General features: G+C 43.2%; 29 protein-coding genes and 1 pseudogene. 11 read left to right on the top strand and 19 right to left on the bottom strand.

Going from position 1 to position 25,799, the window contains the following annotated elements; translation table 11 throughout:
* The first annotated feature begins 29 nt into the window (after window positions 1-29).
* Window positions 30-908 (top strand): LysR family transcriptional regulator, encoded by an 879-nt coding sequence (locus BTO10_RS01165; RefSeq protein WP_063522763.1) that lies wholly within the window; start codon window positions 30-32, stop codon window positions 906-908.
* Window positions 909-918: 10 nt separating this feature from the next.
* On the opposite strand, the gene BTO10_RS01160 is transcribed toward BTO10_RS01165, so the two are convergent.
* Window positions 919-1,269 carry a hypothetical protein gene (locus tag BTO10_RS01160; protein ID WP_008218874.1) on the bottom strand — a complete coding sequence of 117 codons (351 nt, stop codon included), beginning with the start codon at window positions 1,267-1,269 and terminating at the stop codon, window positions 919-921.
* Between the two features lie 290 nt (window positions 1,270-1,559).
* On the opposite strand from BTO10_RS01160, the gene BTO10_RS01155 reads away from it, so the two are divergent.
* Entirely contained in the window at window positions 1,560-2,456 is an 897-nt protein-coding gene (locus BTO10_RS01155; protein ID WP_105023266.1) for a cation diffusion facilitator family transporter, read from the top strand.
* A 35-nt stretch (window positions 2,457-2,491) separates the two neighbouring features.
* On the opposite strand, the gene yddG is transcribed toward BTO10_RS01155, so the two are convergent.
* On the bottom strand, window positions 2,492-3,421 hold the full coding sequence (gene yddG / locus BTO10_RS01150; protein WP_105023265.1) for an aromatic amino acid DMT transporter YddG: 930 nt from the start codon (window positions 3,419-3,421) through the stop codon (window positions 2,492-2,494).
* Between the two features lie 164 nt (window positions 3,422-3,585).
* Window positions 3,586-4,260 carry a pyrimidine 5'-nucleotidase gene (gene yjjG / locus BTO10_RS01145; RefSeq protein ID WP_105023264.1) on the bottom strand — a complete coding sequence of 225 codons (675 nt, stop codon included), beginning with the start codon at window positions 4,258-4,260 and terminating at the stop codon, window positions 3,586-3,588.
* 214 nt (window positions 4,261-4,474) lie between these two features.
* Here yjjG and BTO10_RS23385 point away from each other — a divergent pair, with 214 nt between their 5' ends.
* From BTO10_RS23385 to BTO10_RS01135, 3 genes are all read left to right on the top strand, one after another.
* On the top strand, window positions 4,475-4,651 hold the full coding sequence (locus BTO10_RS23385) for a hypothetical protein (protein ID WP_181143945.1): 177 nt from the start codon (window positions 4,475-4,477) through the stop codon (window positions 4,649-4,651).
* 239 nt (window positions 4,652-4,890) lie between these two features.
* Window positions 4,891-6,039, top strand: a complete 1,149-nt coding sequence (gene yiaY, locus BTO10_RS01140; RefSeq protein ID WP_105023263.1) for an L-threonine dehydrogenase — start codon at window positions 4,891-4,893, stop codon at window positions 6,037-6,039.
* A 195-nt stretch (window positions 6,040-6,234) separates the two neighbouring features.
* Window positions 6,235-7,158 carry a hypothetical protein gene (locus BTO10_RS01135; RefSeq protein WP_105023262.1) on the top strand — a complete coding sequence of 308 codons (924 nt, stop codon included), beginning with the start codon at window positions 6,235-6,237 and terminating at the stop codon, window positions 7,156-7,158.
* A 93-nt stretch (window positions 7,159-7,251) separates the two neighbouring features.
* On the opposite strand, the gene BTO10_RS01130 is transcribed toward BTO10_RS01135, so the two are convergent.
* Complete coding sequence (locus tag BTO10_RS01130) at window positions 7,252-7,686, bottom strand: YccF domain-containing protein (protein ID WP_004740303.1); 435 nt, start codon at window positions 7,684-7,686, stop codon at window positions 7,252-7,254.
* Window positions 7,687-7,920: 234 nt separating this feature from the next.
* Between BTO10_RS01130 and BTO10_RS23625 the strand changes: the two genes are divergently transcribed.
* Complete coding sequence (locus BTO10_RS23625) at window positions 7,921-8,046, top strand: hypothetical protein (protein WP_258096940.1); 126 nt, start codon at window positions 7,921-7,923, stop codon at window positions 8,044-8,046.
* Between the two features lie 98 nt (window positions 8,047-8,144).
* Here the strand turns inward: BTO10_RS23625 and BTO10_RS01120 are convergent, their stop codons facing one another.
* A complete protein-coding gene (locus BTO10_RS01120; RefSeq protein WP_105023260.1) occupies window positions 8,145-9,221 on the bottom strand; it encodes a threonine aldolase family protein in 1,077 nt (358 codons plus the stop codon).
* A gap of 304 nt (window positions 9,222-9,525) precedes the next feature.
* Here BTO10_RS01120 and BTO10_RS01115 point away from each other — a divergent pair, with 304 nt between their 5' ends.
* The 3 genes from BTO10_RS01115 to BTO10_RS01105 all read left to right on the top strand — a co-directional run bounded on the left by BTO10_RS01115 (window position 9,526) and on the right by BTO10_RS01105 (window position 13,807).
* The gene (locus BTO10_RS01115; protein ID WP_004740306.1) at window positions 9,526-10,143 is read left to right on the top strand and encodes an NAD(P)H-dependent oxidoreductase; all 618 of its coding nucleotides are present in this window, start codon (window positions 9,526-9,528) and stop codon (window positions 10,141-10,143) included.
* Window positions 10,143-12,068 (top strand): monovalent cation:proton antiporter-2 (CPA2) family protein, encoded by a 1,926-nt coding sequence (locus BTO10_RS01110; RefSeq protein WP_105023259.1) that lies wholly within the window; start codon window positions 10,143-10,145, stop codon window positions 12,066-12,068. Before BTO10_RS01115 ends, BTO10_RS01110 begins: the two co-directional genes overlap by 1 nt.
* Window positions 12,069-12,583: 515 nt before the next feature.
* A complete protein-coding gene (locus tag BTO10_RS01105; RefSeq protein ID WP_105023258.1) occupies window positions 12,584-13,807 on the top strand; it encodes a DUF819 family protein in 1,224 nt (407 codons plus the stop codon).
* Between the two features lie 78 nt (window positions 13,808-13,885).
* On the opposite strand, the gene BTO10_RS01100 is transcribed toward BTO10_RS01105, so the two are convergent.
* A complete protein-coding gene (locus BTO10_RS01100; RefSeq protein ID WP_105023257.1) occupies window positions 13,886-14,131 on the bottom strand; it encodes a hypothetical protein in 246 nt (81 codons plus the stop codon).
* A gap of 287 nt (window positions 14,132-14,418) precedes the next feature.
* Between BTO10_RS01100 and BTO10_RS23380 the strand changes: the two genes are divergently transcribed.
* Entirely contained in the window at window positions 14,419-14,574 is a 156-nt protein-coding gene (locus tag BTO10_RS23380) for a hypothetical protein (protein ID WP_181143944.1), read from the top strand.
* Window positions 14,575-14,701: 127 nt separating this feature from the next.
* Here the strand turns inward: BTO10_RS23380 and BTO10_RS01095 are convergent, their stop codons facing one another.
* The 3 genes and pseudogenes from BTO10_RS01095 to BTO10_RS01080 all read right to left on the bottom strand — a co-directional run.
* Window positions 14,702-15,289, bottom strand: coding sequence for a DUF1471 domain-containing protein (locus BTO10_RS01095; RefSeq protein WP_032554263.1), 588 nt, complete (start codon window positions 15,287-15,289; stop codon window positions 14,702-14,704).
* A 647-nt stretch (window positions 15,290-15,936) separates the two neighbouring features.
* Window positions 15,937-16,698, bottom strand: a complete 762-nt coding sequence (locus tag BTO10_RS01090) for a hypothetical protein (protein ID WP_105023256.1) — start codon at window positions 16,696-16,698, stop codon at window positions 15,937-15,939.
* Between the two features lie 611 nt (window positions 16,699-17,309).
* Window positions 17,310-17,450: pseudogene (locus BTO10_RS01080) on the bottom strand (L-threonine 3-dehydrogenase); the annotation flags it as partial.
* A gap of 603 nt (window positions 17,451-18,053) precedes the next feature.
* Here BTO10_RS01080 and BTO10_RS01075 point away from each other — a divergent pair.
* The gene (locus BTO10_RS01075) at window positions 18,054-18,422 is read left to right on the top strand and encodes a phage protein (protein ID WP_105023254.1); all 369 of its coding nucleotides are present in this window, start codon (window positions 18,054-18,056) and stop codon (window positions 18,420-18,422) included.
* A 187-nt stretch (window positions 18,423-18,609) separates the two neighbouring features.
* On the opposite strand, the gene BTO10_RS01070 is transcribed toward BTO10_RS01075, so the two are convergent.
* From BTO10_RS01070 to BTO10_RS01025, 10 genes are all read right to left on the bottom strand, one after another.
* Window positions 18,610-19,698 (bottom strand): hypothetical protein, encoded by a 1,089-nt coding sequence (locus BTO10_RS01070; RefSeq protein ID WP_105023253.1) that lies wholly within the window; start codon window positions 19,696-19,698, stop codon window positions 18,610-18,612.
* Window positions 19,699-19,863: 165 nt separating this feature from the next.
* Entirely contained in the window at window positions 19,864-20,844 is a 981-nt protein-coding gene (locus BTO10_RS01065) for a hypothetical protein (protein WP_105023252.1), read from the bottom strand.
* A 394-nt stretch (window positions 20,845-21,238) separates the two neighbouring features.
* A complete protein-coding gene (locus BTO10_RS01060) occupies window positions 21,239-21,436 on the bottom strand; it encodes a hypothetical protein (protein ID WP_105023251.1) in 198 nt (65 codons plus the stop codon).
* A gap of 2 nt (window positions 21,437-21,438) precedes the next feature.
* Window positions 21,439-22,134 (bottom strand): hypothetical protein, encoded by a 696-nt coding sequence (locus BTO10_RS01055; RefSeq protein ID WP_105023250.1) that lies wholly within the window; start codon window positions 22,132-22,134, stop codon window positions 21,439-21,441.
* Window positions 22,125-22,814 carry a hypothetical protein gene (locus tag BTO10_RS01050; protein WP_105023249.1) on the bottom strand — a complete coding sequence of 230 codons (690 nt, stop codon included), beginning with the start codon at window positions 22,812-22,814 and terminating at the stop codon, window positions 22,125-22,127. Before BTO10_RS01050 ends, BTO10_RS01055 begins: the two co-directional genes overlap by 10 nt.
* Before the next feature lie 13 nt (window positions 22,815-22,827).
* The gene (locus BTO10_RS01045; RefSeq protein WP_105023248.1) at window positions 22,828-23,364 is read right to left on the bottom strand and encodes a baseplate complex protein; all 537 of its coding nucleotides are present in this window, start codon (window positions 23,362-23,364) and stop codon (window positions 22,828-22,830) included.
* Window positions 23,365-23,376: 12 nt separating this feature from the next.
* Window positions 23,377-23,679 (bottom strand): hypothetical protein, encoded by a 303-nt coding sequence (locus BTO10_RS01040; protein ID WP_105023247.1) that lies wholly within the window; start codon window positions 23,677-23,679, stop codon window positions 23,377-23,379.
* 10 nt (window positions 23,680-23,689) lie between these two features.
* Window positions 23,690-24,490, bottom strand: a complete 801-nt coding sequence (locus tag BTO10_RS01035; protein WP_004741914.1) for a hypothetical protein — start codon at window positions 24,488-24,490, stop codon at window positions 23,690-23,692.
* Window positions 24,483-25,289 carry a phage tail-collar fiber domain-containing protein gene (locus BTO10_RS01030; protein ID WP_105023246.1) on the bottom strand — a complete coding sequence of 269 codons (807 nt, stop codon included), beginning with the start codon at window positions 25,287-25,289 and terminating at the stop codon, window positions 24,483-24,485. Before BTO10_RS01030 ends, BTO10_RS01035 begins: the two co-directional genes overlap by 8 nt.
* A 3-nt stretch (window positions 25,290-25,292) precedes the next feature.
* The gene (locus BTO10_RS01025) at window positions 25,293-25,793 is read right to left on the bottom strand and encodes a hypothetical protein (RefSeq protein ID WP_105023245.1); all 501 of its coding nucleotides are present in this window, start codon (window positions 25,791-25,793) and stop codon (window positions 25,293-25,295) included.
* Window positions 25,794-25,799 lie beyond the last annotated feature (6 nt).

Raw genomic sequence — 25,799 nt, 5'->3', positions numbered from 1 at the left:
CACCAACAACCGCTCAATCTGGAAATGAAATGAACCTATCTCAAGTCCAAGCCTTCTGTTCTGTTGCTGATTTAGGATCAGTCTCAGAAGCTGCTCGCCAGCTAGAATGCAACCGAACCAAGCTTAGTATGTCTATCAAAGCCTTGGAGAAAGAGTTAGATGTAGAACTTTTCGTACGCAGCGGGAACCACGTCGAGCTGTCTGAAGCAGGCAAAGCCATCTACAAAGATTGCGAAGGAATGTTAGTGACTGCTGCGCGTATTAAACAAACCTGCCTCCATGTGTCCGGTGAGTTCAACGCCGAGATATGGATTGCTCGCGATGATTCTCTGCCCGATGAAATGTGGCAAGATTTATCTCACACGCTGAACAACAAGTACCCTTCTACTTCTTTTAACTTCGTTCTGGCATCGAGTGGTGACTTAGCCAACCTCGTTGAAACTCAACAAGTTGATTTCGCATTCGGTGTTGATTACGAACGTGTAGACGACCCAAGAATCATCTATAACCCTCTTGGTAAGATTCGGATGATGTCTGTGTGTAAGAAAGGACATGACCTGAGTGCAATGCGCCGCGTCTCCGACGAAGTATTAAGAAATTCGATGCAAGCGACCATGGTTTATCTCAACGAAAAAGATAATCCAGAGCTTGAGCCTTTCTCTCGTCGTTACATTGGTTTCTCTAGCTTTGATTTTATGTTGGATACAATTTTGCGTGAAGACGCATGGGGCGTAATGCCGGAGCCGCTGATACGTCACCTGCTGCGTGAACAAGAATTAGCAGTAATCAAACACACCTACGGCCTAACTCAAGAAGATTACTGCATGTTTACGGCAGCTGGAATGGCAGAACACCCAGGTATGAACTGGCTCGCGGACCAGCTGAGTGATTACTTGTTCGATTTCTAATTGAGGGTGGTTAGAAGACCATCACGTGATCCACTAGATAGCGTCCGTCTTCTTCAACTAACACCATTTCAGCAACGAATTCGCCTTTGGCAATGGTGTACGCTTGCTTCCATATAAAAGCGACGGAATCAGAACGCCTAAACACCGCAACAGGTTCGCGCTCTGCAAAAAAGCCGTTGCTGTGTTGATAATGATGACACACCTTTTCTAAATACTCAGGCGTCACTATGTCCTTCATTCGTTGAGTAAAGTCGCGACAATGTTGGGCATGATCCACATTAGTTGAGCCCTCCATCAAATTATCCATAATAGGGTTAGCGATTGCCCACAAATCGCTGTCGCTAATATCATCAAACTTCATCGTCATCCTTTCTTTCCCACTATCCCAAGCGCTAATGCCCTTCACCGCGCTATAAAACACCGCGCAATGATGTGTTTTATTAATGATAAGTGATCTTGATTCAGTTGCACACTAGTCCACGAAAACAGTCATCGTCAATTTTACTGACACCAAGAAAATAATGTAAGCAACTGAATTAAAATGAATAATATAAAAAACCATGTTCTGTAACATAAACATCATCAGATAAAGTTTGAAAATCTCGCTCAATATTAGAACAATGAAATTATCAAAAACATCTGGATATTATTATGTGTGACAGGAAAAGCCAAAACGAAAACCGAGTTCTATTGTTCTCAGCCCTTTTAGCATCAGGCTTCGCTATTGGCGGGTTGGTGTTGGGTCTTCTCGTTGGCTCTCTGGTCATAGTATTTGACGGTGTCTACTCACTTATTAGCTTACTGTTAACTTTATTGTCACTAGCTGCCTCAAAATACATTAATCGCCCTTCTGACCGCGAATTCCCTTTCGGTCGTGCGATCATTGAACCTATCGTCATCACGATTAAAGCTGCTGTCATTTTACTTGTGGTTGGTTATTCACTGTATTCAGCGATTGGCGCCTTGATGACAGGTGGTCGTGAAGTTGATGCCTCTATCGCAACTCTGTTTGGTATTTTTAACGTATTGGGCTGTGGTTACGCGTGGTGGTACATCGCTAAAAAGAGTAAGAGCATTTCATCTGGCTTGATTCAGGCTGAGTCTAAGCAATGGCAAATGGATACACTATTGAGTGTCGCGGTAACAGCAGGTTTTGTCGTGGCTTGGTCAATGACATTCTCGCCGTTCGCAGAATACGCTGTGTATGCCGACCCAATGATGATGTTTCTGATGTCTTTCTACTTCATCAAAGTACCGTTCGATATGCTAAGAGAAGCGATGCGTGAGCTACTAATGATGTCTGCAAACAAAGAAATTTGTGACGCGGTAGATAAGAATGTTGTCGCGGTAGACAAAGAAGCAGAACAAGATTTGGAGCTAATCGGTGTGACTAAGGTTGGTCCTGAGCTAAGAATCAACGTTGATATTCATACCAACGACCAACAAGCGATTGCGGTCGATGATATTGAACGTACGCGCCGCCAACTAAAGCGACGCCTATCTAAGATGCCATATGAGCTTCAACTGAACCTCAATATAGCAAGCTAATTCTAACCCCAGCAATCGGTAGATAAACACAATTGCTATTGAGATTGAATCTGTTCAGAAGCCGACGCCTTAACCGTCGGCTTTTTCTCTCTCGTAACCCACCAGCAAGCCAGTGACCCAATCGTCACCATACATACTCCCTGCCAAAATGTGATAGTCAGCGTTAAACCTAAAATCATAGAAGAGAGTAAGGTTGCAAAAATTGGCGTGAAATAAGACATAGTCGCTAGAAAGACCATGTTGCCACCCAATATCGCGGTATTCCAAAGCGCGTAACCCGCGCCCATACACACGCCAGCCAGAGCCAAATCAATCGCAGCACTGCTCGTCATCACCATACCGGTTTCACTGCTCAATGCGTATTTGATCCACAAGGTGATCGCTGTAGCGATAAAGAACAACACAATCGCATTCTGCCCTTTCGCAACTTTCTGAGTGTAGTTACAGTAAACCGCCCAGATAATCGCGCCGAAGAACGCCATCGAATAGGTTTTAGGGTTAGTCGCGATATTAGCCGCAATCTGTTCAACAGAGAGGCCTTGGTCGCCACTGATGCTCCAAGCCACACCAAAGAAAGCCAAAAAGATACTTGGGTAAACCAGCCAATTTATCTTTTTGTCGCTGAGTAATACCGCAAACAGTACTGTCAGCGCTGGCCAAAGGTAGTTGATAACCGCCATCTCTAAGGCCTGATGTCGATTATTTGCCATACCTAATGCCAAAGCCAGAAAGATCTCGTAGCAAACAAACAGCGCGCCACCAATCAACAAATAAGACTTTGAGAAGCGTTTCAGCTTAGGTAATCCCATCACGCAAACCAAAAACAGTGAACTTACTGTATAAAGGCTGGCTGCGCCGCCAATTGGGCCTAATTGCTCTGACACGCTACGAGATAACGCAATTAAGCAGCTCCAAAGTAAAATGGCAGCAATGCCGTAGCAGCTATGGCGATGAGATTTCAGCACGCTTATTCCTTCTATTTGTTATGAGTGGTTATGGTGGCAGCTTAAAGCATAAATACGCTTGAGTACTACAATCGAAAAGTGAAACCTGTAGAAATTAAGTAGCCGAGCACAGAATTGTACTCGGCTATTAATGAACAACGAATAAAGCTAAAGGCGATGAGCCGTTACGCTAGCAAAAGCGCTTGTAGCTCAGCCAAAGACTTCACTTGGTAATGAGGGTTAATACCTTCCGGCGTCGCCTTCTCTTGGCTGTTTAGCCAACAGGTCTCGATACCAAAGTCTAAGCCACCTAAAATATCAGAGTGTGGGTTATCACCCACCATCAAAATGCGCTGCTTCGCTGGGAAGCCGACAAGCTTGTGTGCATGTTCAAAGATCTCAGCATCTGGCTTAGCAACACCGACTTCTTCAGAAATGATCACATGTTCGAAGTAATCAGTCATGCCAGTGCGCTCTAAACGGATCGATTGCAGCTCAGTGAAACCATTAGTAATAATGCCCATGTTCACTTTGCCTTGTAACGATTCCATTAGCTCTTTTGCACCTGGTAGCAAAGAACAGATGTCCGCCATTGCTGTTAGAAATGCGCTGTTTAATTCTGCAGTTGTTGTTTCTAACTTTTCAGCCCAGCTTTCGAAGCGTGTGTGCTTCAGTTGATCAGCCGTAATTCGGCCATCTTGATAATCTACCCATAGTGGTAGGTTAACTTCTTGATAAACGGAATAATCCTGCTCGCTAAAATCCACACCAAAACGTGAGAACATTAGCTTCATTCCTTGAAAAGCGTCAAAGTGGAACAAGGTTTCATCTGCATCAAAGAATATCCAATCGTACTTCATTATCTGTCCTATTATTCGCGCTATCGAGCCGTGTTTATATTTTGTTCTTTCCTAACCTCACGGTTAAGTGTGTATTCTACTACCATTTTTGTGAGCCTGAATATAGTTCTAAGAATTTATAGAAAACAAGCAACAAGTCATGATGTATCGCAAATTTTGCCACATATTAAACCAATACCATAAAGGAAATACACGAACTGTACCGGGAGGTACTATGAAGCACTTCTTACCATCATCCGTCATGCTCACCCCATTCCAGGTCAAATACTACGATGAAGAGCCACAAGAGGCGTCAGATTCGCCTGAGCAACCAGAAACTCAGGTAGAGTGCAGTACTGGTTCTGTTCAAGAGCTAACAGAAGAAGAACGCGAACCGGCACTGTCTAAATAACCTTTATTTTTCATAGCTATAGAGCCGCATACCGGCCAAAAATCTATCAATCATTCGCTATCCATAACTGACAATATACACATCAGAAAACCATAAAAACGATTGCTATATGAGCCCTATCACAACCGATAACCAGAAAGTGGTAGTTCGGAATCAAAGTTGTTCCAGATCAATGGTCGACCAGTTGTTTGCCGACAACATAGAGGCAATTAAAAATCATAATTAACCGGAGTTTTCCAATGTCTAGTGCATTTTACATCCCTACAATCAACTTCATGGGTACTGGCTGTTTAAAGGATGCTGCTGATAGCATTCAGTCTCAAGGCTTTAAAAAAGGTCTTATCGTAACCGATAAAATCCTAAATCAAATTGGCGTGGTTAAGCAGGTTCAGGACCTTCTTGGCGAACGCGGTGTAGATGCTGTGGTATTCGACGGCACTCAACCAAACCCAACCATCACAAACGTAAACGATGGCCTTGAGCTACTCACAAACAACGACTGTGACTTTGTTATCTCTCTTGGTGGCGGCTCCCCACACGACTGTGCAAAAGGTATTGCACTTGTGGCTTCTAACGGCGGCAAGATTGCAGATTACGAAGGTGTCGACCAATCTGAAAAGCCGATGATGCCTCTTATCGCTATCAACACAACTGCGGGCACCGCATCGGAAATGACACGTTTCTGCATCATCACTGATGAAAAGCGCCACATTAAAATGGCTATCGTTGATAAGCACACAACACCGCTTATCTCAGTAAACGACCCTGAGCTAATGCTTGCTAAACCTGCATCATTAACTGCTGCAACAGGTATGGACGCGCTAACACACGCAATCGAAGCTTACGTTTCTATCGCAGCGACGCCAATTACAGACGCAGTAGCGATTAAAGCAATTGAACTTGTGCAAGCACACCTAAGAACAGCAGCAGCACACGGTGAAGACATTGAAGCTCGTGAGCAAATGGCTTACGCACAGTTCATGGCGGGTATGGCGTTCAACAACGCATCACTGGGCTATGTTCACGCGATGGCGCACCAACTAGGTGGCTTCTACGACCTTCCACACGGCGTATGTAACGCTATCTTGCTACCACACGTTCAACGCTACAACGCGCAGGTTTGTCCTGAGCGTCTACGTGATGTTGCGAAAGCAATGGGCGTGAATGTTGAAGGTATGACACCAGAAAAAGGTGCAGAAGCAGCAATCGAAGCGATTGTTCAACTAGCAAATGACGTGAATATCCCAACAGGTATCGCGCAACTTGGTGCGAAACTAGAAGACATTCCTACACTGTCTGACAACGCACTGAAAGATGCATGTGGTTTTACTAACCCTAAACAAGCGACCCACGAAGAAATCTCTGCGATTTTCGAAGCGGCAATGTAATCCAGCGTCAAGTCACTGATAAGCTAACCAACAAACGGGCTCACTTTCAGAGCCCGTTTTCTTTGCCTGCCATACCCGATTCAAAGCTCTGTTTTGAATAACCACAACTCCAGTTAAACATCATTAAAAGTCGCATTGTTGTAACTGCTTAGTTATAGTCAAACTATTGATACATAGAATGACAAACAGGTTCCATTGAGTCGTTGGATAGTTAGCACTTCATTATTGGCATCACTCGCTACCCACTCTGCTCTTGCAGAGGAAACGGATGATTGTCACAGTCAGCCGTTAGAAGACACGCGTGTCGAAAAAGCCTATCACTACCTAAATAGCAAATTTTGTCAACCAGCCCTATGGTTCGATAACTTCTTCGTTGATGATCGTATTACCGAAGACGCCAGAGCCGGAACCTCTGTACGTTGGTACAATGATTTCATCTATGCAGAGGGCGGTGACGTTGATTATTCCACCAAACTAAACGCACGCTTACATTTACCCTTTGTCAGCAAAAGGCTTAAGCTAATCTACGAGTCGGTTGGTGATGAAGAGTTCTTAGACTTCTTCCCACAAGACTCTGAAGAATTAGAGAATGCACTGGGCCTTCGTTATGACGCCTATGCTAAGGGTTACAGTAGTTTCAATATCAAAGCGACATTGCGCCCGAGGATAGAGGCTCGCTATCGTTTTACCTACCCACTCACCACAGATGCAGTATTCCGGCTGACTCAACGAGTGTATCAAGAGAAAAGAGAGACGGGAGAGATCACTGATATCGACTTTGACCTTTCATTAAGTGACGATTTCTTAGCGCGTTGGTCTAACTTTGCTGGCTATAACGATGACCTCAAAGGCTGGGAGTATGGTACGGGAATCACCTTGTACCATTACCTTTCTCAAGACCAAGCTCTGCAATACAGCGCCACGATAACCGCGACTAGCGAGCCATATAACCACTACGAATACTCGCAAGTGTCGGTCACCTATCGAGAGAATGTATGGAAAGAGTGGCTATTTTACGAAATCATCCCACACTACCAATGGGAACGCGAGCCATACGAAAAACATACAAAAGAGGCCAATATCACGCTTCGAATCGAAGTCTTATTCAACAACGTATAGCGGTTAGATAAGCTTGAGAAGACAAACCAAGAACCAAAAAAAGCACATCAAATGATGTGCTTTTTGGTTTCAGATAAAGGTTAAACCAAATTCTTAACCTTTGTAATTTCTTACTCGTGCCGCTTCTGCTTCGCGTTTATCTACCACTGTTTTACCGATTGGTGCCAGTGAGATAACGGCTAGCTTAAGGTGCTGAATCGCAAATGGAATACCGATGATGGTAATGAAACACGCCACCGCTGACATGATATGACCAATTGCAAGCCAAATACCTGCAAACAAGAACCATATGATGTTACCTATCATACCTAATGGGCTTGTCCCGATATCCATTTCATTAGTCAGTTCATCACGAGAAATGGCTTCTTGGCCAAATGGAAAGAACGAGAAGTTCCCCATAACAAAACACGCTCTACCCCACGGAATACCAACGATGGTAAGGAATGCAAGCAGCCCAAAGAACCACCACGCCAATCCCATAAATACGCCACCGAACAGAAACCAAATGATGTTACCTATTGTTTTCATTCTGTATTCTCCAACTCTCTGAATGCTGTTTAATTACTATGCCAAATAAGGCAGTACTTGTTTGAATAGGTTCATTATTGTTGAGCCTTTATGAACCGTTTATGAATTAACGAGATTTTCTGTGTTTGATGCACGCCACGAAATACTAAATCCACATAGGGCTCCTTGAATTTATTTGATACCATTCAGTTCTTACTCAAGCGCAGACTCAACAACGAATTTAAGGCCGAACTTATGAACAGTACAGAGCAACCTAAAAAGAAAATGAAAAACTGGGTGCCTATCGTCTTTTTCGGAGTTCTTAGCACCGTTCCAGTATTCATGTTCCTAGTCGACGTGTACATCAACCAATATATGTAACACCCTACCGCTATCTCTGTTTGAATGAATACAAGCAAGTACGCCTGTATTCATTCTAATGAGCACTCCTCACCACATTCAGTTAGCTATTCGGTATATCAAATCAATGCTTCGCTAATGAGCTCCAAGATATCGATCAGATCGTGGTCCGGTAAATTTAATAGGTTATCCCCCACATACCACTCAATCTTGCATTGATTCGGTAACTCACAGATCGCTGGGTTTCCTATCCATACCTTATGCTTACTTGCGATATTGTCTCTTAAAGCAACCCCGTCTTCGTAACTCACCGGTAAATAAAGATGAAGCATGTTCGCTTGCGGTTTTTGCGGGTTCACTTTGAATTGAGGGTAATCTAATAAGATTTGGTAAATTTGTTTCGTACGTTCATACAAAGCAGGCATCTGCGCTAGTCGTTGATCGAACTGCATAGCTGCCGATACAACATAAGGTGTACGATGATAGACATTACCGCCTTGTCGTTTCATCCATGCAGATGCCTTGGCAACAAACGCCTTATCCCCTAACAACAGTGAGCCACCAAGTCCGTTTAGCCCCTTGTATAGTGAGACATAAGCGCTATCAAACCCCTTTGCGATTTCACTGTAAGGTTTTTGGTAATATGCACCACACTCCCACAAGCGTGCACCATCCATATGCAGATGAATGGATTGCTCGTTGCAATACTGCTTAATCGCTTCGAGTTCTTCCCATTCTGGCAGCTGACCACCAATTTCTCGCATCGGTAACTCGTAAAGCGCTGCTGCAATTTCATCTGGCCACGCTTTCAAATCGTCGACATTCCAAGTGCGAAACACATTGCCCACTGGCAACACATTAAAGCGGTTCTGGAGCTGATACCCTTGGCGCTCATGACGCAAAATATGACTCGATTCGTGCATCGCAACCAACGGGTTTCTTTTCTCCTGGCAGGCTATTTCTAATGCTGTTGGTTGATTCATGGTGCCAGTGATCACAAACACAGCCGCTTCATAACCAAGCAACTCTGCGACTTTGGCTTCAAAGCCTTCGATGAACTCTCCATCACCGTAAGTATCATGATGTATGTTGTGCTGTTCACACCATTCAGCCATCTGAACAAATGTTTGTGCCGGAGTCGGATCTAAGTGACCTGAAAGAAACAAATTACATTGTTGACGCAAGTCCATGCTCATACTTTTTCCTTTATTCATTGTTGTTCTATGTAGAGAGATTGAATTATTTACTTTCGCTACTAACGTTGACATAAAATGCGCTTATTCGCTTTTATTATTCACGAATAATTAGTTTTACTTAGTCGTAGGGTGAAGGTAAGAAAAACACCTAAATCAGAGCGTGTTTTATATAATTAAGCACTCGATAAACCTATGTATCTAAATAGATAAGTATGGGCTAGTTCGTTGTTCTTCAATCATTCTTCTATTATTGTATATCTATAATTCCAATAAGCATTATTCGTTAACGGACAAAGAGGGCTTTATGTCGAAAAATCGAGTCTTGGTGCTATTCGCCCACCCTTCTCAGCATCGCTCTGAAGCAAACAAACCCTTATTCGAACAAGCCAAGCGTATTGATGGCGTAACCTGTGTTGATCTCTACGCTGAATACCCAACTTTCAAAATTAACATCGATCGTGAACAGAAACGCCTGTTGGACCATGACATCATCATTTTTCAATTCCCACTTTACTGGTATTCAACTCCGGCAATTCTAAAAGAGTGGCAAGACCTTGTTCTTGAGTATGGTTTTGCCTACGGCACGGATGGCAACGAGTTAGAAGGTAAGAAATTACTTTGCAGCATCACTGCTGGCGGTAAACAAGACGCCTACCAGTGCGATGGCTACAACCATTTCACCATCAGAGAATTGCTTCATCCTATTGAGCAAACGGCTTCGTTATGTGGCATGGACTATCTCGCCCCCTTCGCGCTATTTGGTTCACGTACCGCTTTAGAAGAAAACCGCATTCAAGAGCATGTCGACAACTATAAGTTTCTATTAGAGGCGTTAGTTACTGGCAAAGTGAACGTAAAAAAAGCAGGTAAGGCAGAAAAGCTCAACCACTACGTTGAAGAATTGAAAGCAGAGGTTAAGTAATGACGGGATATTTTCTACAGGCATTTATTTACTTAGTCGCTGCTGTTATCGCAGTGCCGGTTGCTAAAAGGTTGGGATTAGGTTCAGTACTCGGTTACTTGATTGCCGGTGTTGTCATCGGCCCTATCATTGGCCTTGTGGGCGAAGAGACAACCACCATTCAGCACTTTGCCGAATTCGGGGTGGTGATGATGCTGTTCTTAGTTGGCCTTGAACTTGAGCCTAAGATGCTATGGGCAATGCGAAATCGCTTGATGGGCCTTGGTGGTCTGCAAGTGGGAGGCACCGCAGCCATTGTAATGGGCATTGCTCTAGCCTTTGGCCAGCCTTGGACTATCGCCCTCACTATCGGTTTGATCTTTGCACTATCATCAACAGCAATTGTTCTCCAAACGTTCAATGAAAAAGGGCTATCAAAGACCGATGGCGGTAAGAATGCTTTCTCGGTTCTTTTATTCCAAGATATTGCCGTTATTCCGATGCTGGCATTCATTCCTCTGTTGGCGTTACCAGAATTAATCGAAGCAGCACAAAGCGCGGTCACTTCAGCTTCTGACCACCATGAAGAGTTAAGTCTCGTTGCAGATCTGCCTGGTTGGGCTTATGGACTTGTGATTACGGCATCTATCGCGATTGTGGTTGTTGGCGGGCACTTCTTAAGCCGCCCACTTTTCCGCTTTGTCGCAAGCTCTGGTTTACGTGAAATCTTCACGGCGACGGCACTGATGCTCGTCATCGGTATTGCTGCGCTGATGAGCCTTGTCGGCTTATCGCCTGCACTCGGTACTTTCCTTGCGGGTGTGGTACTGGCGAACAGTGAATTCAGACACGAACTGGAATCGAACATCGACCCGTTCAAAGGACTGCTTCTTGGACTGTTTTTTATTACGGTAGGTGCGGGAATCAACTTCGATGTTCTATTCAATGATTTCATCCTAATCATCGGGCTAACTCTGGGTATCATGTTACTAAAAGCAGCAGTGCTTTTTACATTGGCATTGATTTTCAAAATCAAGAACAGCGATCGTTGGCTATTTACGCTGAGCTTAGCGCAAGCCGGTGAGTTTGGATTCGTACTATTAAGCTTCTCGGCGCAAAACCACGTATTGCCCGCTGACATTGTTCAAACGCTCTCGCTAGTGGTTGCTCTTTCAATGTTCCTAACTCCGGGCTTGTTTATTCTCTTTGATAAAGTGATTCTGCCTCGTTACGAGCAAAAATCGAATGACCGAGAAGAAGATACCATCGAAGAGAAAGGTACAGTAATCATTGCGGGTATCGGTCGATTCGGTCAGATCGTTAACCGCTTATTGGTATCTAATGATGTCAAAACGGTGGTTCTGGACCATCAGGCTAACCAAGTCGATGTACTGCGCTCTATTAATATTAAGTCTTACTTTGGTGATGCGACTCGTCACGACCTATTACTCACAGCGGGAATCGAAGAAGCAGCAATGCTTGTTGTGGCCATCGATAATCAAGACTCTAGCGTGGAGCTGGTCAAGTACGTTAAGCACACCTACCCTAAAGTAAAAATCTTAGCTCGTGCGTTCGACCGTGGTCATAGTTACCGCTTGAGAGAAGCTGGTGCTGACTTCGTGGAATCAGAAACCTACCACTCAGCACTAGAAATGGGCGCACAAGCCCTACGCTCGTTGGGTCACCACCCATTCTTCGTAGAACAGCAGAAATCGACCTATCAACGTGTTGAAAGCCGTAAGTCTGAAAAGCTATTCAAAGCTTGGTCAGAAGCGGAAGACAACCCAAGATACGACAACAACTATCGACAGATATTTATTCACCTTGAAGAAGCGATGAAAGAAGACATGAAGAAAGACCGATCCGATAAGCATTCTCGCTCAGAGCGTGGTTGGACACCGCCTCCAAAAGGTTATGCAGACGGTTTTGAGGAAGAGGAATCATAAACTTCGATTCTCAATCCCAATTAAAAGCGGCTATTTAGCCGCTTTTTCTTTATCTATGGCCCCTAAATACCGCAAACAAGTGCCATTTATTGATACCTAAGCGGATAATAATCGCTATTAATGTGATCGGGTTATAATTTTTAATCTCATCCCACTCTTCAAAAACGAATTCACTTTTTACATTTTTGAAACATACCCGGCACGCATAAACCTCAGCCAAAATATGGTTTTATATGCACTTCCTTTAACTATACTGAACTCAGCTAAAATTCCAATAACCAGTTTCAGGGCGTTGAACACTATTGCATATATTAAAACCGACCTTACTAACCAACAGTCAAACATTCGCACAATCAATACCTGAAGCGTCTGATTCACAAATCAAAGCCACTCTAATTAACATAAATGTTTCAAAGAGTGTCTATCATTACAATTTGTAACGAATTGAAGTTGTCGGTATAGTCCTGCCATCAAAAAAGTGAGACCTATGCGCTCACCTTAAAGGAGATATAATAATGATCACTAATGATGCCGTAATTATGGGCATGTTAGCTGTTATTCTTGGCGGTGTATTTATCACGGAAAGTAGCCAAAACAGCGCACTGAAAAAATTCTATTCATTCATCCCAGGCCTATTGCTCTGCTACTTTGTTCCTTCATTGTTGAACAGCTTTGGTATCATCGATGCGTCAAACTCAAAACTATACTTCGTAGCAAGCCGCTACCTACTACCAGCGGCACTGGTACTACTGATCATTTCAGCGGATCTTCGTAAGATCTTTGGTCTTGGCTCAAAAGCCGTCATCATGTTCCTGACTGGTACTGCAGGTATTATCATTGGTGGTCCTCTGGCGATTCTGATCATCGACCAAGTAAACCCTGACCTTGTCTCTGGTGACGTGTGGCGCGGCCTAACGACAGTAGCAGGTTCTTGGATTGGTGGCGGTGCAAACCAAGCTGCGATGAAAGAAGTGTTCGAGGTAAATGATAACCTGTTCTCAGCAATGATTACGGTTGACGTTATCTGTGCAAACATCTGGATGGCAGTGCTACTAATTATGGCTGGCCGTCAGAAGAAAATTGACGCATGGCTAAAAGCAGACACTTCTTCAATCGAAGAACTGAAAGAAACGGTATCGAAATACCAAGAAGAAAACGCTCGCCCGACAACAACAACCGATCTCATGAAGATCGCTGGGGTTGCCTTTGGTCTAACAGGCCTTGCTCACTTCTTCAGTGACATAATCGCACCATGGATCTCAACGAATGCTCCAGAACTAGCAAAATACAGTCTAACATCTGGCTTCTTCTGGCTAATCGTTATGGTTACAACGTTCGCCTTGATCGCTTCGTGCTTCAAACCGACACGTAGCCTAGAGCACAGTGGCGCATCGAAAATTGGTTCAGCGTTCATCTATATCTTAGTTGCTACCATCGGTATGCAAATGGACGTTACAGCAATCTTTGACAACCCAGGTTACTTCTTCATTGGTATCACATGGCTAACTATCCATGCCCTGCTAATGATTGCGATGGCGAAAATCATTCGTGCACCGCTGTTCTTCATGGCAGTAGGTAGCCAAGCTAACGTTGGTGGCGCGGCATCAGCTCCAGTCGTTGCAGCAGCATTCCACCCAGCATTAGCTCCAGTAGGTATCTTGATGGCGGTACTAGGTTACGCATTAGGTACATACGGCGCTTACATCTGTGGCCTAATCATGCAGGCTGCTGCGGGTTAAGTGAGCTCACCTTAACTCAAGCTATCCATTAAACATCAAAGCCCGATATTGGTACGCCAATATCGGGCTTTTTTATGTCTACAGACTAGTCATGATGTAGTGAAAACAAGGAATTAAGATCATCTGTAGCCCCAAGAATGCCAGCAGATACTGAAGAGTTTCATTTTTGGACTTCTCAATCTTTTTGTTCACATACGACTGAGATACCGGGTCGATTTCATTAATTGAATCTTTAAATGCTTTGGCAAGCAACACCGCTCTCTTCTCTGGAACGCCTGCACTGATCAGTGTGTTAGATAGCTTTCTGACGTCTACTCGTACCATTGTATACACCAATAATTAAATTAAGTGCTTGAAATCTATCATACAGAATAAGTCGTATCTCACTTCAAAATGAATCGTGTGTTTTAAGTTTATTCTTAGTTTCAAACCGCTTTTGGTTTTGTTTTCATTAGCTTTTCTGTAGGAAGATTTAGACCTAATTCCATCCTATTGATACTAAAACAATCCATCGTTCAGTCTGGCTAAACACCTGTCATAAAATCATTGATTTATACGAACACATCTATCCAGTTATATTGCTTATCAAAGTGATTAACGAGGTGATGACGATGAGCGAACTCGATAGATATTGTGAACAAATCAACCTAGAACTGACAGAGCAAGATGTCGCTCGCCTTGGTTGGAACAAGCCTATGTTTAGCAAGCGGGTTGCTACGCTCTCAGCTGTGTCTTTAATTGCTTTGTGGGTAACTTGTTGGTTTTAATAAAAAGGCCAAACGACGACCGTTCAGCCTCTATCTTTTATATCTTACTAGACCAAATAATTTTCAGATAAATATAAACTTTAGCAACAAAAAAAGTAAAGTGTTTTATTAGCAATCTAAATCAGTATTAGTCATTTAAAGTTCTGTGCTTACAACGATAAATATCTGCAACTACAGAGGTTGGAGATCCATTATCTACTTCCAATATTTTTGTTATATGAAACCTGTTTCCACCTAACATATACGCTTCGTTAGCAATTTCTACTTCTAATTGCTCTGATGAAGTTTCCTCAAAAGCCTTCGTAGTAAGAATCTTACAGCTAGTATTTTCTACTTCAGAAAAAGCAACCGGCGAGACACTTTGAGCCCCAGGCAACAACTTCATCGTCGTATCAGAAGTGGAGCGAGTCGCTGATTCACATGAATAGAATTGAGCTACAACACTACTTGGTCTTCCTCTTCTAGTTTCTACTACTTCAGATATGCTGTAACGATTTGCTCCAGCTAGGTAAGCTTCATTCTTCAAAACAGGGACAACATTATTTGGATGAGTATCTTCAAGTACATAAACATCGATAGTTTCACAGCCCTGATACGACGCGCTTGTTTCTGAGATAGAAGTGACTGATGTGGCTTCTGGCATAACAGGAATTTTCCGAGTCACACAGCCATTAAGTAAAATTAAGATAAAAAATAAAAAAGTAAATTTTTTCATAAAAGAGCTCTAAAGTATCTGGCAAATGTAATGTCAACCTTTTCGCCAATATTTAATATTATAAGTGATTGAATATTTGGTAATTTTAAAAAAACAGGCAATACTGGTTTCATATCTAGTTTTTAAAAAATAAACACATATCTTGCTATCTAAAAAGTTATGGTCAAAATACCAATGCCAATTTAATTTAGTCGAGTAATCTAATTAATCCCTAAAGATATAGGCACAGCCGAAGTTAGGGAGTTTCGCACTCTTTAATATCAGGCTTCTTGAATAGCAAACCTTCATTGTAGTGCGCACACATCGAGACAAAAGTAATTCTGGGCCTTTTCGTTCTATCTTGCAAGCAAGGTGTTAACAGATGGTTTCTCTTGCTAGTAACTATCGTAAACTGGGAACCAGAATAATTTTACTGTAATCTCTCAACTACCTCTGTATAGCTTTGTAACTTAAATACTTACATAGTGCTGGAACAGCAAAACAAACCGCTCTACACCTAGGCTATACTATTCTGAAAAACATAATAGCCACCGAGGGGGAAGGTAGCTATTAGCTCAAGCAGGCCTTTAGTAACATTGTTACGAGTTACCTAATTCAGCACAACCTCATGACTGTGCTTAGTAACGCAGGCTGAAGTCTTTTACTATCTAAGGTGTCCACGTAATTGTCGTATCATTATTCAAGAATCCAAAGTTAGAGTTGTTCAGCAATACTTGATTGGTATTCGGATCGTAGCTTACTGAGGTGTTTGGAAAGTTCTCCTCTACTCTATCCACTTTGAGTTTATACTCTGTGGATTGCCCAGAATGTTTGTATGACATTTCAATCTCGGAATTATCCGGCATAAAACAGGACATGTATTCATCTGCTCCAGAAAAATTGAACCTTAGATCACAAACCATTTTATCGCTTAACTCTATAACATAGCCAAGATTCTCATATGTATCCCCTCTAGCATCAGATTGGTCTTCAAAAACATATTTTGTAGGAAAGCTCAAAGCATTACCCGCATCATAAGAGATAGTGACAACATCATTACTTATTAAATATGTTTTTCTGTATCCGTTTTTCAACTCGTTGTTCTTTCCAGACATGGCACTTTTTAGCTCGTCTATACTTGCGGTTGTTGAAAGGTCAAGGCCATCGAAGATATCTTGAATAACTTCATCGTAAAAGACCGATACTAATCTCGCTGTGTTTTCAACACTTTCAACATCAACATTACCGTTGTCTTTCAAATTTAAGATGGCTGTGTTTGCTGCTAGCTCTGGTGAATATGGCGCTTGTGGCTCTTCAATTGCGGTAACAGTTGTTGAACTACCACCACCTCCGCCACCACAGCCAAATAAACCGACACCGAACAAGGCTAAGAGGGAGTGTTTCGTTTGATAGTTATGTATAAGTTGCATAGTGTGAATCCAATATCAGTGGCGGTGTTTAAGAGGCAAAAATCGTATTTGGAAGCTGCTAACATCAACAATCAACTATATGAATGAAAATTTAGCACTACCATAGAAATAATTGATAGAATTATCACACATAACTTCACCTAATAATGCATGGTAATGTAATCAATTGTAAGTATGGTTGATACATAACAAGAAACCCAATCTCACAATAGTACTTTAGAAGACACATTACACAGAGTCAAATCAGGCAATTTGGTTTGCCTAATCAACGACTGAAGGCTATCAATGCCGAGCTTAGCTTTTTATATTAAAGTGTTAGAGACCCGAATGTGGCCATTCCTTCGTGACAAACCTCTTTTTCAACCATACCTTCAGCCAAAACGACTTCTTAGTTGACTGCTGAAATAGTTTCAGCTTTTGCACCCGTTGGATCGTCAAAAGCTAAAACAACAACTCCTGAGCATCTCCCAAATAGATAAACAACGCATGTTCTACAACACACTTTTGCCTCGCATTTATAACGAGCACACTTGAGCATAACTTAACAGTTTTAGACGTAAAAAGGCGACAATTCACATTGTCGCCTTTTGCAAATCAGAGCCTAATTTAGACTATTCCCAATCTAGGATTACCTTGCTTGAAAGCCCGCTACGCATAGCGTCAAAGCCTTTTTGGAAGTCATCAACCTTAAAGTGGTGAGTGATAATTGGTGTTAGATCTAGGCCTGATTGAATCAAAGAAGCCATTATGTACAAAATAAAAATTTAACCATATAAAACAATAATTTAATTAAAAAATATAAAGTTCATGGCGACAAAATGGCGACGACTTTTAAGCTCTAAGATAGCCAGATATGGAAAAAATGCCCTCTTTCAGAGTGGGCAAAATATGGGCGACATGATGATGTTCAAAGTAAGCAAATTAACAATAGGAACACAAACTGATATTGGCTACAGTGTTTCTATGACCTACAGCTCACTTTTGGACATAAATCATTTTCGCAAAACCATACATTAGCAAGTCATGAATAACTACAGGTATGGCAAGATGAAAAAAGCCCACTATCAGGAGCGGAGAAAGTGGGCAAAGTATAGGTGTCATGATGATATTCAAAGTAAGTAATTAGATAATATGCATACACGATTATATTGGCAACAGTGTTTCTATGACCTACAACTCGTTTCTGGACATAAATCATCTTCGCAAAACCATACACTAGCAATTCATGAATAACTGTTTATAAGGCAAACTTATCAATTAGTGCGCCTTCGTACAGTGCGCAATTTGTCTGCTTATGTTCAATGGTGTATATCTTATTAACTCGGTGCAACCTCTTGTATTTAGGGGGGGGATCTGTGAAGTATCGCGAAATGAGTAAGAATTACATTTTTCGAGAATTAGAGTGTCAAATGACCAAGGAAGAGGTTGCTGAACTGTGTTTTAAATCTGTGAGAACAGTCACAGGTTGGAACGAGGGAAAACCAATACCACCAGAGTGCAAAAGGCTTATGAGAATGGCTAAAGGTCGGGAACTAAGCATTAGTGAAGACTGGGAGCAGTTCAAAAGGTTATACGACCGAATGGAGTTGCCTACTGGTCAAGTAGTTAAGCCACAACAAATATTGGCAGGTATTGCACTTTTGGGTATTCAGTCTGAACTAGAGATTAAAACCTCAACACACTTACTTGGTCTTGCTAGAGCTATAGCGAATATCAAAAAATAGGCATAGAAAAGTATGGTTTTACACGAGCGATCTAATAAAGTACTGTCTTGAATAGTAACAGCAACATCTATCCTGATAAGGTGATTGCGACTACAAACATGAGCCTTAATCGAGTTAGTTAGTCCTCCTTTAGCGTATCAAGGAGAAATAAGCCAAACCCATTGCGAGTGGGTTTGGCTTAATCATCTTAAGAGCCTTTCAAGTTCTTTAATAGAGCCCCAATTTGATCAATTCCATCAAATGTACTTGGGAGTTTTTCTGAATCAGATAGTATTCCGCTAAAGATAAGACTTTCAAACTTATCTAACGAATTGGGGTCTTTAGATTTTAGCTCGGACGCATACTCCGAATAACTTTGAATGAACTGACATAGCGTTTGACGTAGCTCGATTTGCATTATTTGTGCTTTGGTAGAACGGTAGTTCATCAAAATAATTCGGAAAAAATAAATGAGAATCAGTTCAATGGAAACTAATGGAATTAATTTAATTAAGTCGACGAATTGGAAGTTTGTTGAGGAACTAGAAGTTGAGATCGATACAAACTCATAAACTAAAGGGAACAAAATGAGGAAAGACATACCGATTAATGATCTGAATAACCACTCAAGCTCATTTTCTTTCTTGTCTCCTAAATCTGAAAAGCCCTGATACAATCCTACAAAATTAAAGCTGATTTTAATCTTCTCAAGTCTTTTATCCAAGATATCGACTGTTTCTTGCTTTTCCGCGAGCTCTCTATCCCATTGCTCTTTTAATATTTTTGCTTCATCTAATTTATCCTGAAATCTTGTAGCAGACACCAAGTCTTTATTGTTCAGGTGACTTTTTAATATGTCAGCTGGCATCGTGTATGCTGCATAAATGATCTGACTCTTTACGGAAGAATTTGTTTCAAGTGCATCATCAATTATTGATGATTTTAATTGTCGAAGGTCAAAACTTAACTGTAAATTTTCTCCAATGTAAAAGTCAAATTCACACAAAAATCGAAACGAATCTGTGTAAATGTCATTAATGAAGCTTTTAATAACTTCGAAGTCAGTATCGGCAGTCGAAAATTCACGCAAACGGTCTAAAAAATTATTGCCTATGTGTTCAATATTGAACTCGCAACGTTCATCCCAACCTTTAGCATTCCTTGATATAGAACCTATAACTTCTCTACTGCGTTCAAGTCTTTTATGAAACACTTCTTCAATAGGTGATGAATAGTGTTGAGTACGGTTTAAAAATCCGCCAAGGATCTTTAAATTGTTATCGTTTTCGAAAAACATTTTGGCTCCATGAAATTGTTTCTGTTTAAACAGCAACCCAATAGGTTTTGTATTAGTACTAAAACACGAAACGTTATAAATAAAATAGATGAGTATTCAGCCATCCTTTTGCCATATAAAGAGGAAAAACCGAACTCGGTAAGGTCGGCTTTTTACCTTTGACAATCAATTTTCAAACTTTCTGGCAATTGATTGTGACAATTTATCAATAAAGTCATTGTCAACCTTAGTAATGGACGCCAATATTCGCTGCTCTTCTTTGATGTGATCTGACTGGTTTTTTGCCCATGCATCTTGATTAGAGTCAAGTACTAGGTTATCGATATAGCCAGAAATTAGATGTATGTTTGATAAGGTTGAATAGTAATAATGTTGCTTAGCGCCAATTACATTGAGACAGCTGTTAATATGAATTTTTTTTGTCCTTTCATCTTTATCTTGTTCAATAATCGCATTATACATGGCCCCCATATTACCTATTTGAGTAATAAACTCATTAATGGCTTCGAGAATTACTACCTTTTCTTTGTCAGAGATACCGACATGATTTTTACTTAGTTCAAAGGTTTCTTCGACCTCATCAAGAGCTTTGGGATAAATTTTTTTAATACAATCAGACTGATATTTGAAAGTTTCCTTATACTTTTTGAAACGTTTATTTTCGTCTGGGTTTCCATAAATGAAGTTTTCCTTTAAACAACTTAAAAAGGCTTCAGCATCATTATATGGACTCTCAAGCTTTACACTTGAACATGAACTTTGTCCATAAAATATTGAAAACCGCTGATTACACATGTGTTGGAGGTGGGCTTCTAACCACCTCAATTTGATTCGTGCTTTAACTCCGGTATCAATATACTTGTTATAAGAGGCTTGAACTCTCCACTGGTTTGCTGACTTGGTAGCAGCATCGGCTGCTCTCGCAGAGGAGTGAGCAGCTGCGGCGGTTGCTAATGCAGCCAGCGATGTCGCAATTCCAGCAACCCAAGCTCCGACATTTGCAACTCCTTGTTCACGCCAGTCTATAGATTCCCACCAAACAATGAACCCTTCAGAAGGGTTAAATATTATAAGGCCTGCAAATAGACCTATGCATAACGGTAAGCAAAATGACAGAAGGCTTGCTACTTGTTTATCATCACTCATTGATTTTCCATTTAGTCGAAAGCTATGGTGCAATAGCTCCATATGCACGGCTATGGGCGTTTTGCATTATTTTGATTGATTCTACTAGAATTTTTTATTTATCAACAAATACTTATTGTTGGCTTATTAGATTCCTAGCTAGTCGATAACAATTTAAGATGTCTTTAGAGAGCATTGTCATGCAGCTAGAGCGCGGTTGCGTGGGTGCTTATAGCTATTTCGAATTTACCCCCGTGATACAACACGGGGATTCACAACGAATATCATTAGAAGAATGGATAACTTTTAGTAGGGCAAAAGCACATTAACAGGATGTGAATGATTAAAAGCACTAAGCCGGAGTGGGGCAAAAATGAGTTTAAAAGCTAAGGCCTCATTTTGGTTTACTCAAGCCCTACTGCACTTGATAGCTCCCAGCTGAGCTGCCGCCTGTAACTTCCACTTGAGCGTTCTGTGTGATTTCATCCACTACCGCGTTGGCTATCGCTTCAGCCATCATGCCTGCCATGGCGAACTCACCATCGAGCACGAAGCCCTGAGCTTTAAGCTCGGTTTCTAATTTCTGTTTCAGTGATGCTTTACTGATGGCCATTACTATTTCCCTGCATAAACGGTAGTTGATACGTCGACATGCGGTTTCCCCATGAAGGGGCAAATACTCGCGCCGGTACACACGCCTTTTCCACCATTGAATTTGATGGTGTCTGCGTCTTCGGTGATGTTCTTAGCTTTGATGGCTCTATTGCCTTTGACGGTTTCAGTGTGGTTACCGTCTATCTCTGCGATTCTATCTTCGAGCACTTTGATTTGTTGGGTGAGGCATTCAATCTTATCGGCTTGGTCTGTCTTACGTTCAAAGTTGCCTTCCTGGTCAACCAATTGATACACACCTTTTCGCTGTTGGTATCGGCTTTCGCCTTCCTTAATGCCTGGTAGCTTGAACCCCAGTGGCAGCACGCAACGAATAAACGGCTTGTCTGGTTGACCGAACATAAAGCCGAGTTCAACAATACTGCCGATAGCCGGCGGCTCTAGACGTCCCGCATGGTCACCGAGACCAGGAACCGGAAGTGGTACCGCCTGCAGTGGTGGTTTATCTTCATACTCCATGCCCTTTTCATCGAGTAGCTGCACATCCACCGCGTAGTGAGGATAGAAGCGGTCGGATAAGTCCCCTTCTTGCGGTAGCTCTGGCAGTGCCACGACTTTTCCCCACCGTGGTAAATGCCACCGCCCCGTGAATTCTGGGAACAACCTAAAGATGATGCGTTTGATGGTGTTTACATCCATGTGAGCTTCGCCTCCGTACCTTCAAACTCGACACCCATTAATCGAAGGCCGTTCACCAACACCCCAGGCTTGAGCTTTGGGATAGCCGGCACCTTTACCGATTTGTTGGCCGTGTGATTGGTCATGAGTGCATTTGGCAACGTGACGGGCTTCTCGGCCCAGAATGAATCGGCCCAGCTGCCTACGTATACCTGGCCATTGCCTTGCTGCTGCCAGAACAAGTCATCAATGCTAAATGCCTGAGCCAGCTCATCGATGACGCGATAGCCATTGCCATCACTGTAGAAACAAGGAATGGCCGTTTGGCTGTAGGCTTTCTCTGGTACCACAAATTGCAGTCCCGTTTGATGGGTGACTTCGCTAAGCAGCTGCATCAGTGTTGGGTGACGCAAAATGATATTGAGCGGCTGATAAAGAATGGCTGCGAGCTCACGGCAGAACACGGTTGACCACCCTTTTTCAGAAGGTTGTACGCGCTCGATGTAACCAAGAAAGACGCGCGTTATGTCATCCCCCCATCCTAAATCAATTGCAATGAGCGTGTTGGGCTCTGGGTTTCCTTCCACCGACAACTCACATCGCCCCGGCGTGTTGTGATTGAAAACGATGCGGTGACTTTTGACTTTGGTTTTATGCTTGCCCACATACGCACGGCAAAGAAACTTATTGTTGATGGTCATAGTTAACCCTCGTTTACGCCAGTGCGTTATCCACGCTTTTCAGCACTTTCATCACACCTGTCAGTTCCACTTGTGTATCGGGTGGCACGTCTTCGGTTTGTCCGGTTTCAACGCGCGTTTTTACCCCCTGCACCTTTTGCTGCGCGGCGGGCTTATCCGGTTGACGCTGCTCGACTCGCTCTGGCACCGAAAGGTGCTCGACCAGCTCGAACGACACGCTCCACTGGCGGTGAGATTCTTGTTCATCGGCGCGTACGACACCTTGGAATTTCACCTGGCGAATTTTCAACGCTTCAGCGGTTTGGTTACTAATACGGTAGATCTGGCGCGCATCGTTGTCTTGGGCTTCCACCATGCTGAACAAATGAGTTAATAGCTGGCTTTTGGTAAAAGGGATCACCCCTTTCACCGTGAGTATTTTACCCTTGCTGCCCATTTCCGCTTGGTCGGTGGCCGAGGTTTGGCCGGACATGTCTTGTCCGGCCAATTGCTGACGAACGCCAATGCGCAGGTTTTTTAATGGGAGCTGGGCGCCGTTAAGAATGAGCAAATTTATCTCTCCCTAAGATGAACTGTCACCGCTCGGTAGAGGGTAGCGCGCTTTTATCTCTTCTACTTTACGCTTCCAAAGCGCTTCAGACTCTGGGGTGCCGTCAAATTGCCATTCCATAAACAATGGGTCTGACTCTCTTCGATACGCGGCTTTGCGTTTGTTCATCACCTCTTCAAGCTGTTGTTTCTCTTTCTCGGCAGAGAGGCAAGCCATGGTCTCTTCTTCCGTGAGTCCAAGCTCCATTAAAATGAGCGGCTCACTTGGCACGTTAATAAGCACTTCACCGGTGGGTAACGTTAATTCTGATATCATGACCTATCCCTTACGATTTTGGTTCATACAAATCTTTGTTCGTGTGTTGGTACGCATTTCGGGTCTCTGCATACCGCTCGCCAAGGAAAGGATCATTTAACGCGTATGCCTTCGCCATCCACTTAATTTCTCCGCTTGTTCCAGAGTAACGAGTCATTTCAGTTTCTCCCACTTCTTTGCTGAAATGGATATCGACATCCCAATTCGTCAGCGCGATGTAAGTCAGACCACCTCGTAAATAACAACCACTCTTACTCGAACACCCCACCACATCCCCAGATTTATAACCTGCATACATAGGCTTGGAGCCGTCAACGGGACGAGCAATACAACTCATTCGAAATCCAATCTTTCGAACCGTCTCTCGGTACGTCTGAGAAATGCGCTTAATTTGCAGGTATTTGCCACCACCACTCCAGCCAACGTTGCTTCCTTCCAGTTGCAATAAAAGGCCTGCGAGATGGGTAACGCCCTCCCCAAAGGGCTTCAAATGCTGGTCTCTTGAATAATTGCGGGTAATGTTAACTTCCGCACCGCCATGTTCATTACTTGGCATCGACCACCAAACGGGAAAAAAGTAGTCCGATGAAATGCCGGTCAGATCAATGATGTGTTGGTATCGCGCCACCCCTTTCATTTTGTCGGCCGTGGCGGACTCCTTCCACGCGTCCAATTGCTTAACTTTAGCGGCCACCGTGGCGTTGATTTGGCCCATTTTCCCTTTCACCTCATCAGACAGCTGCTTACTGGCTGATGTCTGTTGCAGGGACGCCTCCACCGCTTGCTTTAGTAACACATCCACATTACTCATCCGTGCTCTCCATCTTGGTTAACGATTCTCGTAATTTCATTAGCTGATACTCTTGCTCTAGGGTTTGCTTTTGGGTCTGAATCAAAAACGTCGTCAACGTGACGTCCATTTCGATGCGCTGCTGCTCGTAATGCTCATGGCGCCTTTGCATTGAACCTGACAAGGCCAGGTGCTTTTCGTTGGTTTGCAAAAGATCTTCTGAGAGCGTGTCCAAACGTTGATTCAAGAGATGGTTGGTCTCACTGAGCCTCCAATTTTCATGGCTTTGTTCAACCACCTCCTTTTGAGTCTCAATGAGCCCGACGGTTAGCTGAGCAAGCAAGGTGTCCATATCATCCAGCTTGGCCTCGTAGTTAAACTGCCACGTCTCTGGGGTCACCGTAATTTGGGTGATGGCTTGAGCGCCCGAAAACTTCAGCAAGAAGTTACGCGTGAGGTTATTCCCTTCTTCACCAGTCAGTTCGTTATTCTTGCGCTTAGACTGCACCACCATGTGATTGGCCGACACCAACACCCCTTCTTCGCTCATCAGCCCAAGCCAGTTGAAGGCAAAGTTGCCCACGGTGTTGTCTAAAATCAGCGAGTACACCACCTCATTGTGATTCACGCAGGCACTGCGCGTCGGCGCACTTCGATAGACAATCTGACGACTTGATGGCAAAGATTGGTCCCGTCGTGGCGGTGTCTTCGGGTCGAGGTTAGGCACATGGGCCAACACAAATTCGCGGATCACCAACGGTTGCTTGGCGTGTTGTTTTCGAGCAATCAGCTGCTCGCCTGCCAGGGTAATGACGGCCATAACTTATCCTATTGAAGCGCTGTACGTTTCATGGGTGTGACTGAACTCAGCCACCGAAATATGAGGGTACGCCGCCGTGGTCACGTCAAAACTGTATCGACGGCAGGTTCTGCCATACTGGCGAACCAAGGCGTCCATCAAACCAGGGACTTCATTTAAGTCGCTGTCTCGCACTTTCACGCTGACCACGTCCCATGGGTAATAACTCAATCGCTCATCGATGTTGATGTGAGGATAACCCAGCTGTTCAAACATGGTTCCCCAGCCCACCTCAGAGCCACCTCCGGTCGCAAAGGCGTAAGCAAAATTCACTCGAATGCGGTAGATATGCTCGGGCTCTTTGGGCAAGCGCTCGATGTCACGCTGCCAAGCCATCAAGTCGACAAACTCAATCGGCGCCACCATCGGATCTAACTGCCTCAGCGGCCACTCCAACACCGCTTGCACGCGATCCCAATAACCCAGCAGCGCTTGCCCTAGCTTGTAGAATTCACCCTTACCCATCCAGTG

Source organism: Vibrio chagasii, assembly GCF_002954585.1.
GTDB classification, from domain to species: Bacteria; Pseudomonadota; Gammaproteobacteria; order Enterobacterales; family Vibrionaceae; genus Vibrio; species Vibrio chagasii_A.
Note: the sequence above shows the minus strand (reverse complement) of the source record. Positions and strands in the feature narration are given on the sequence as shown.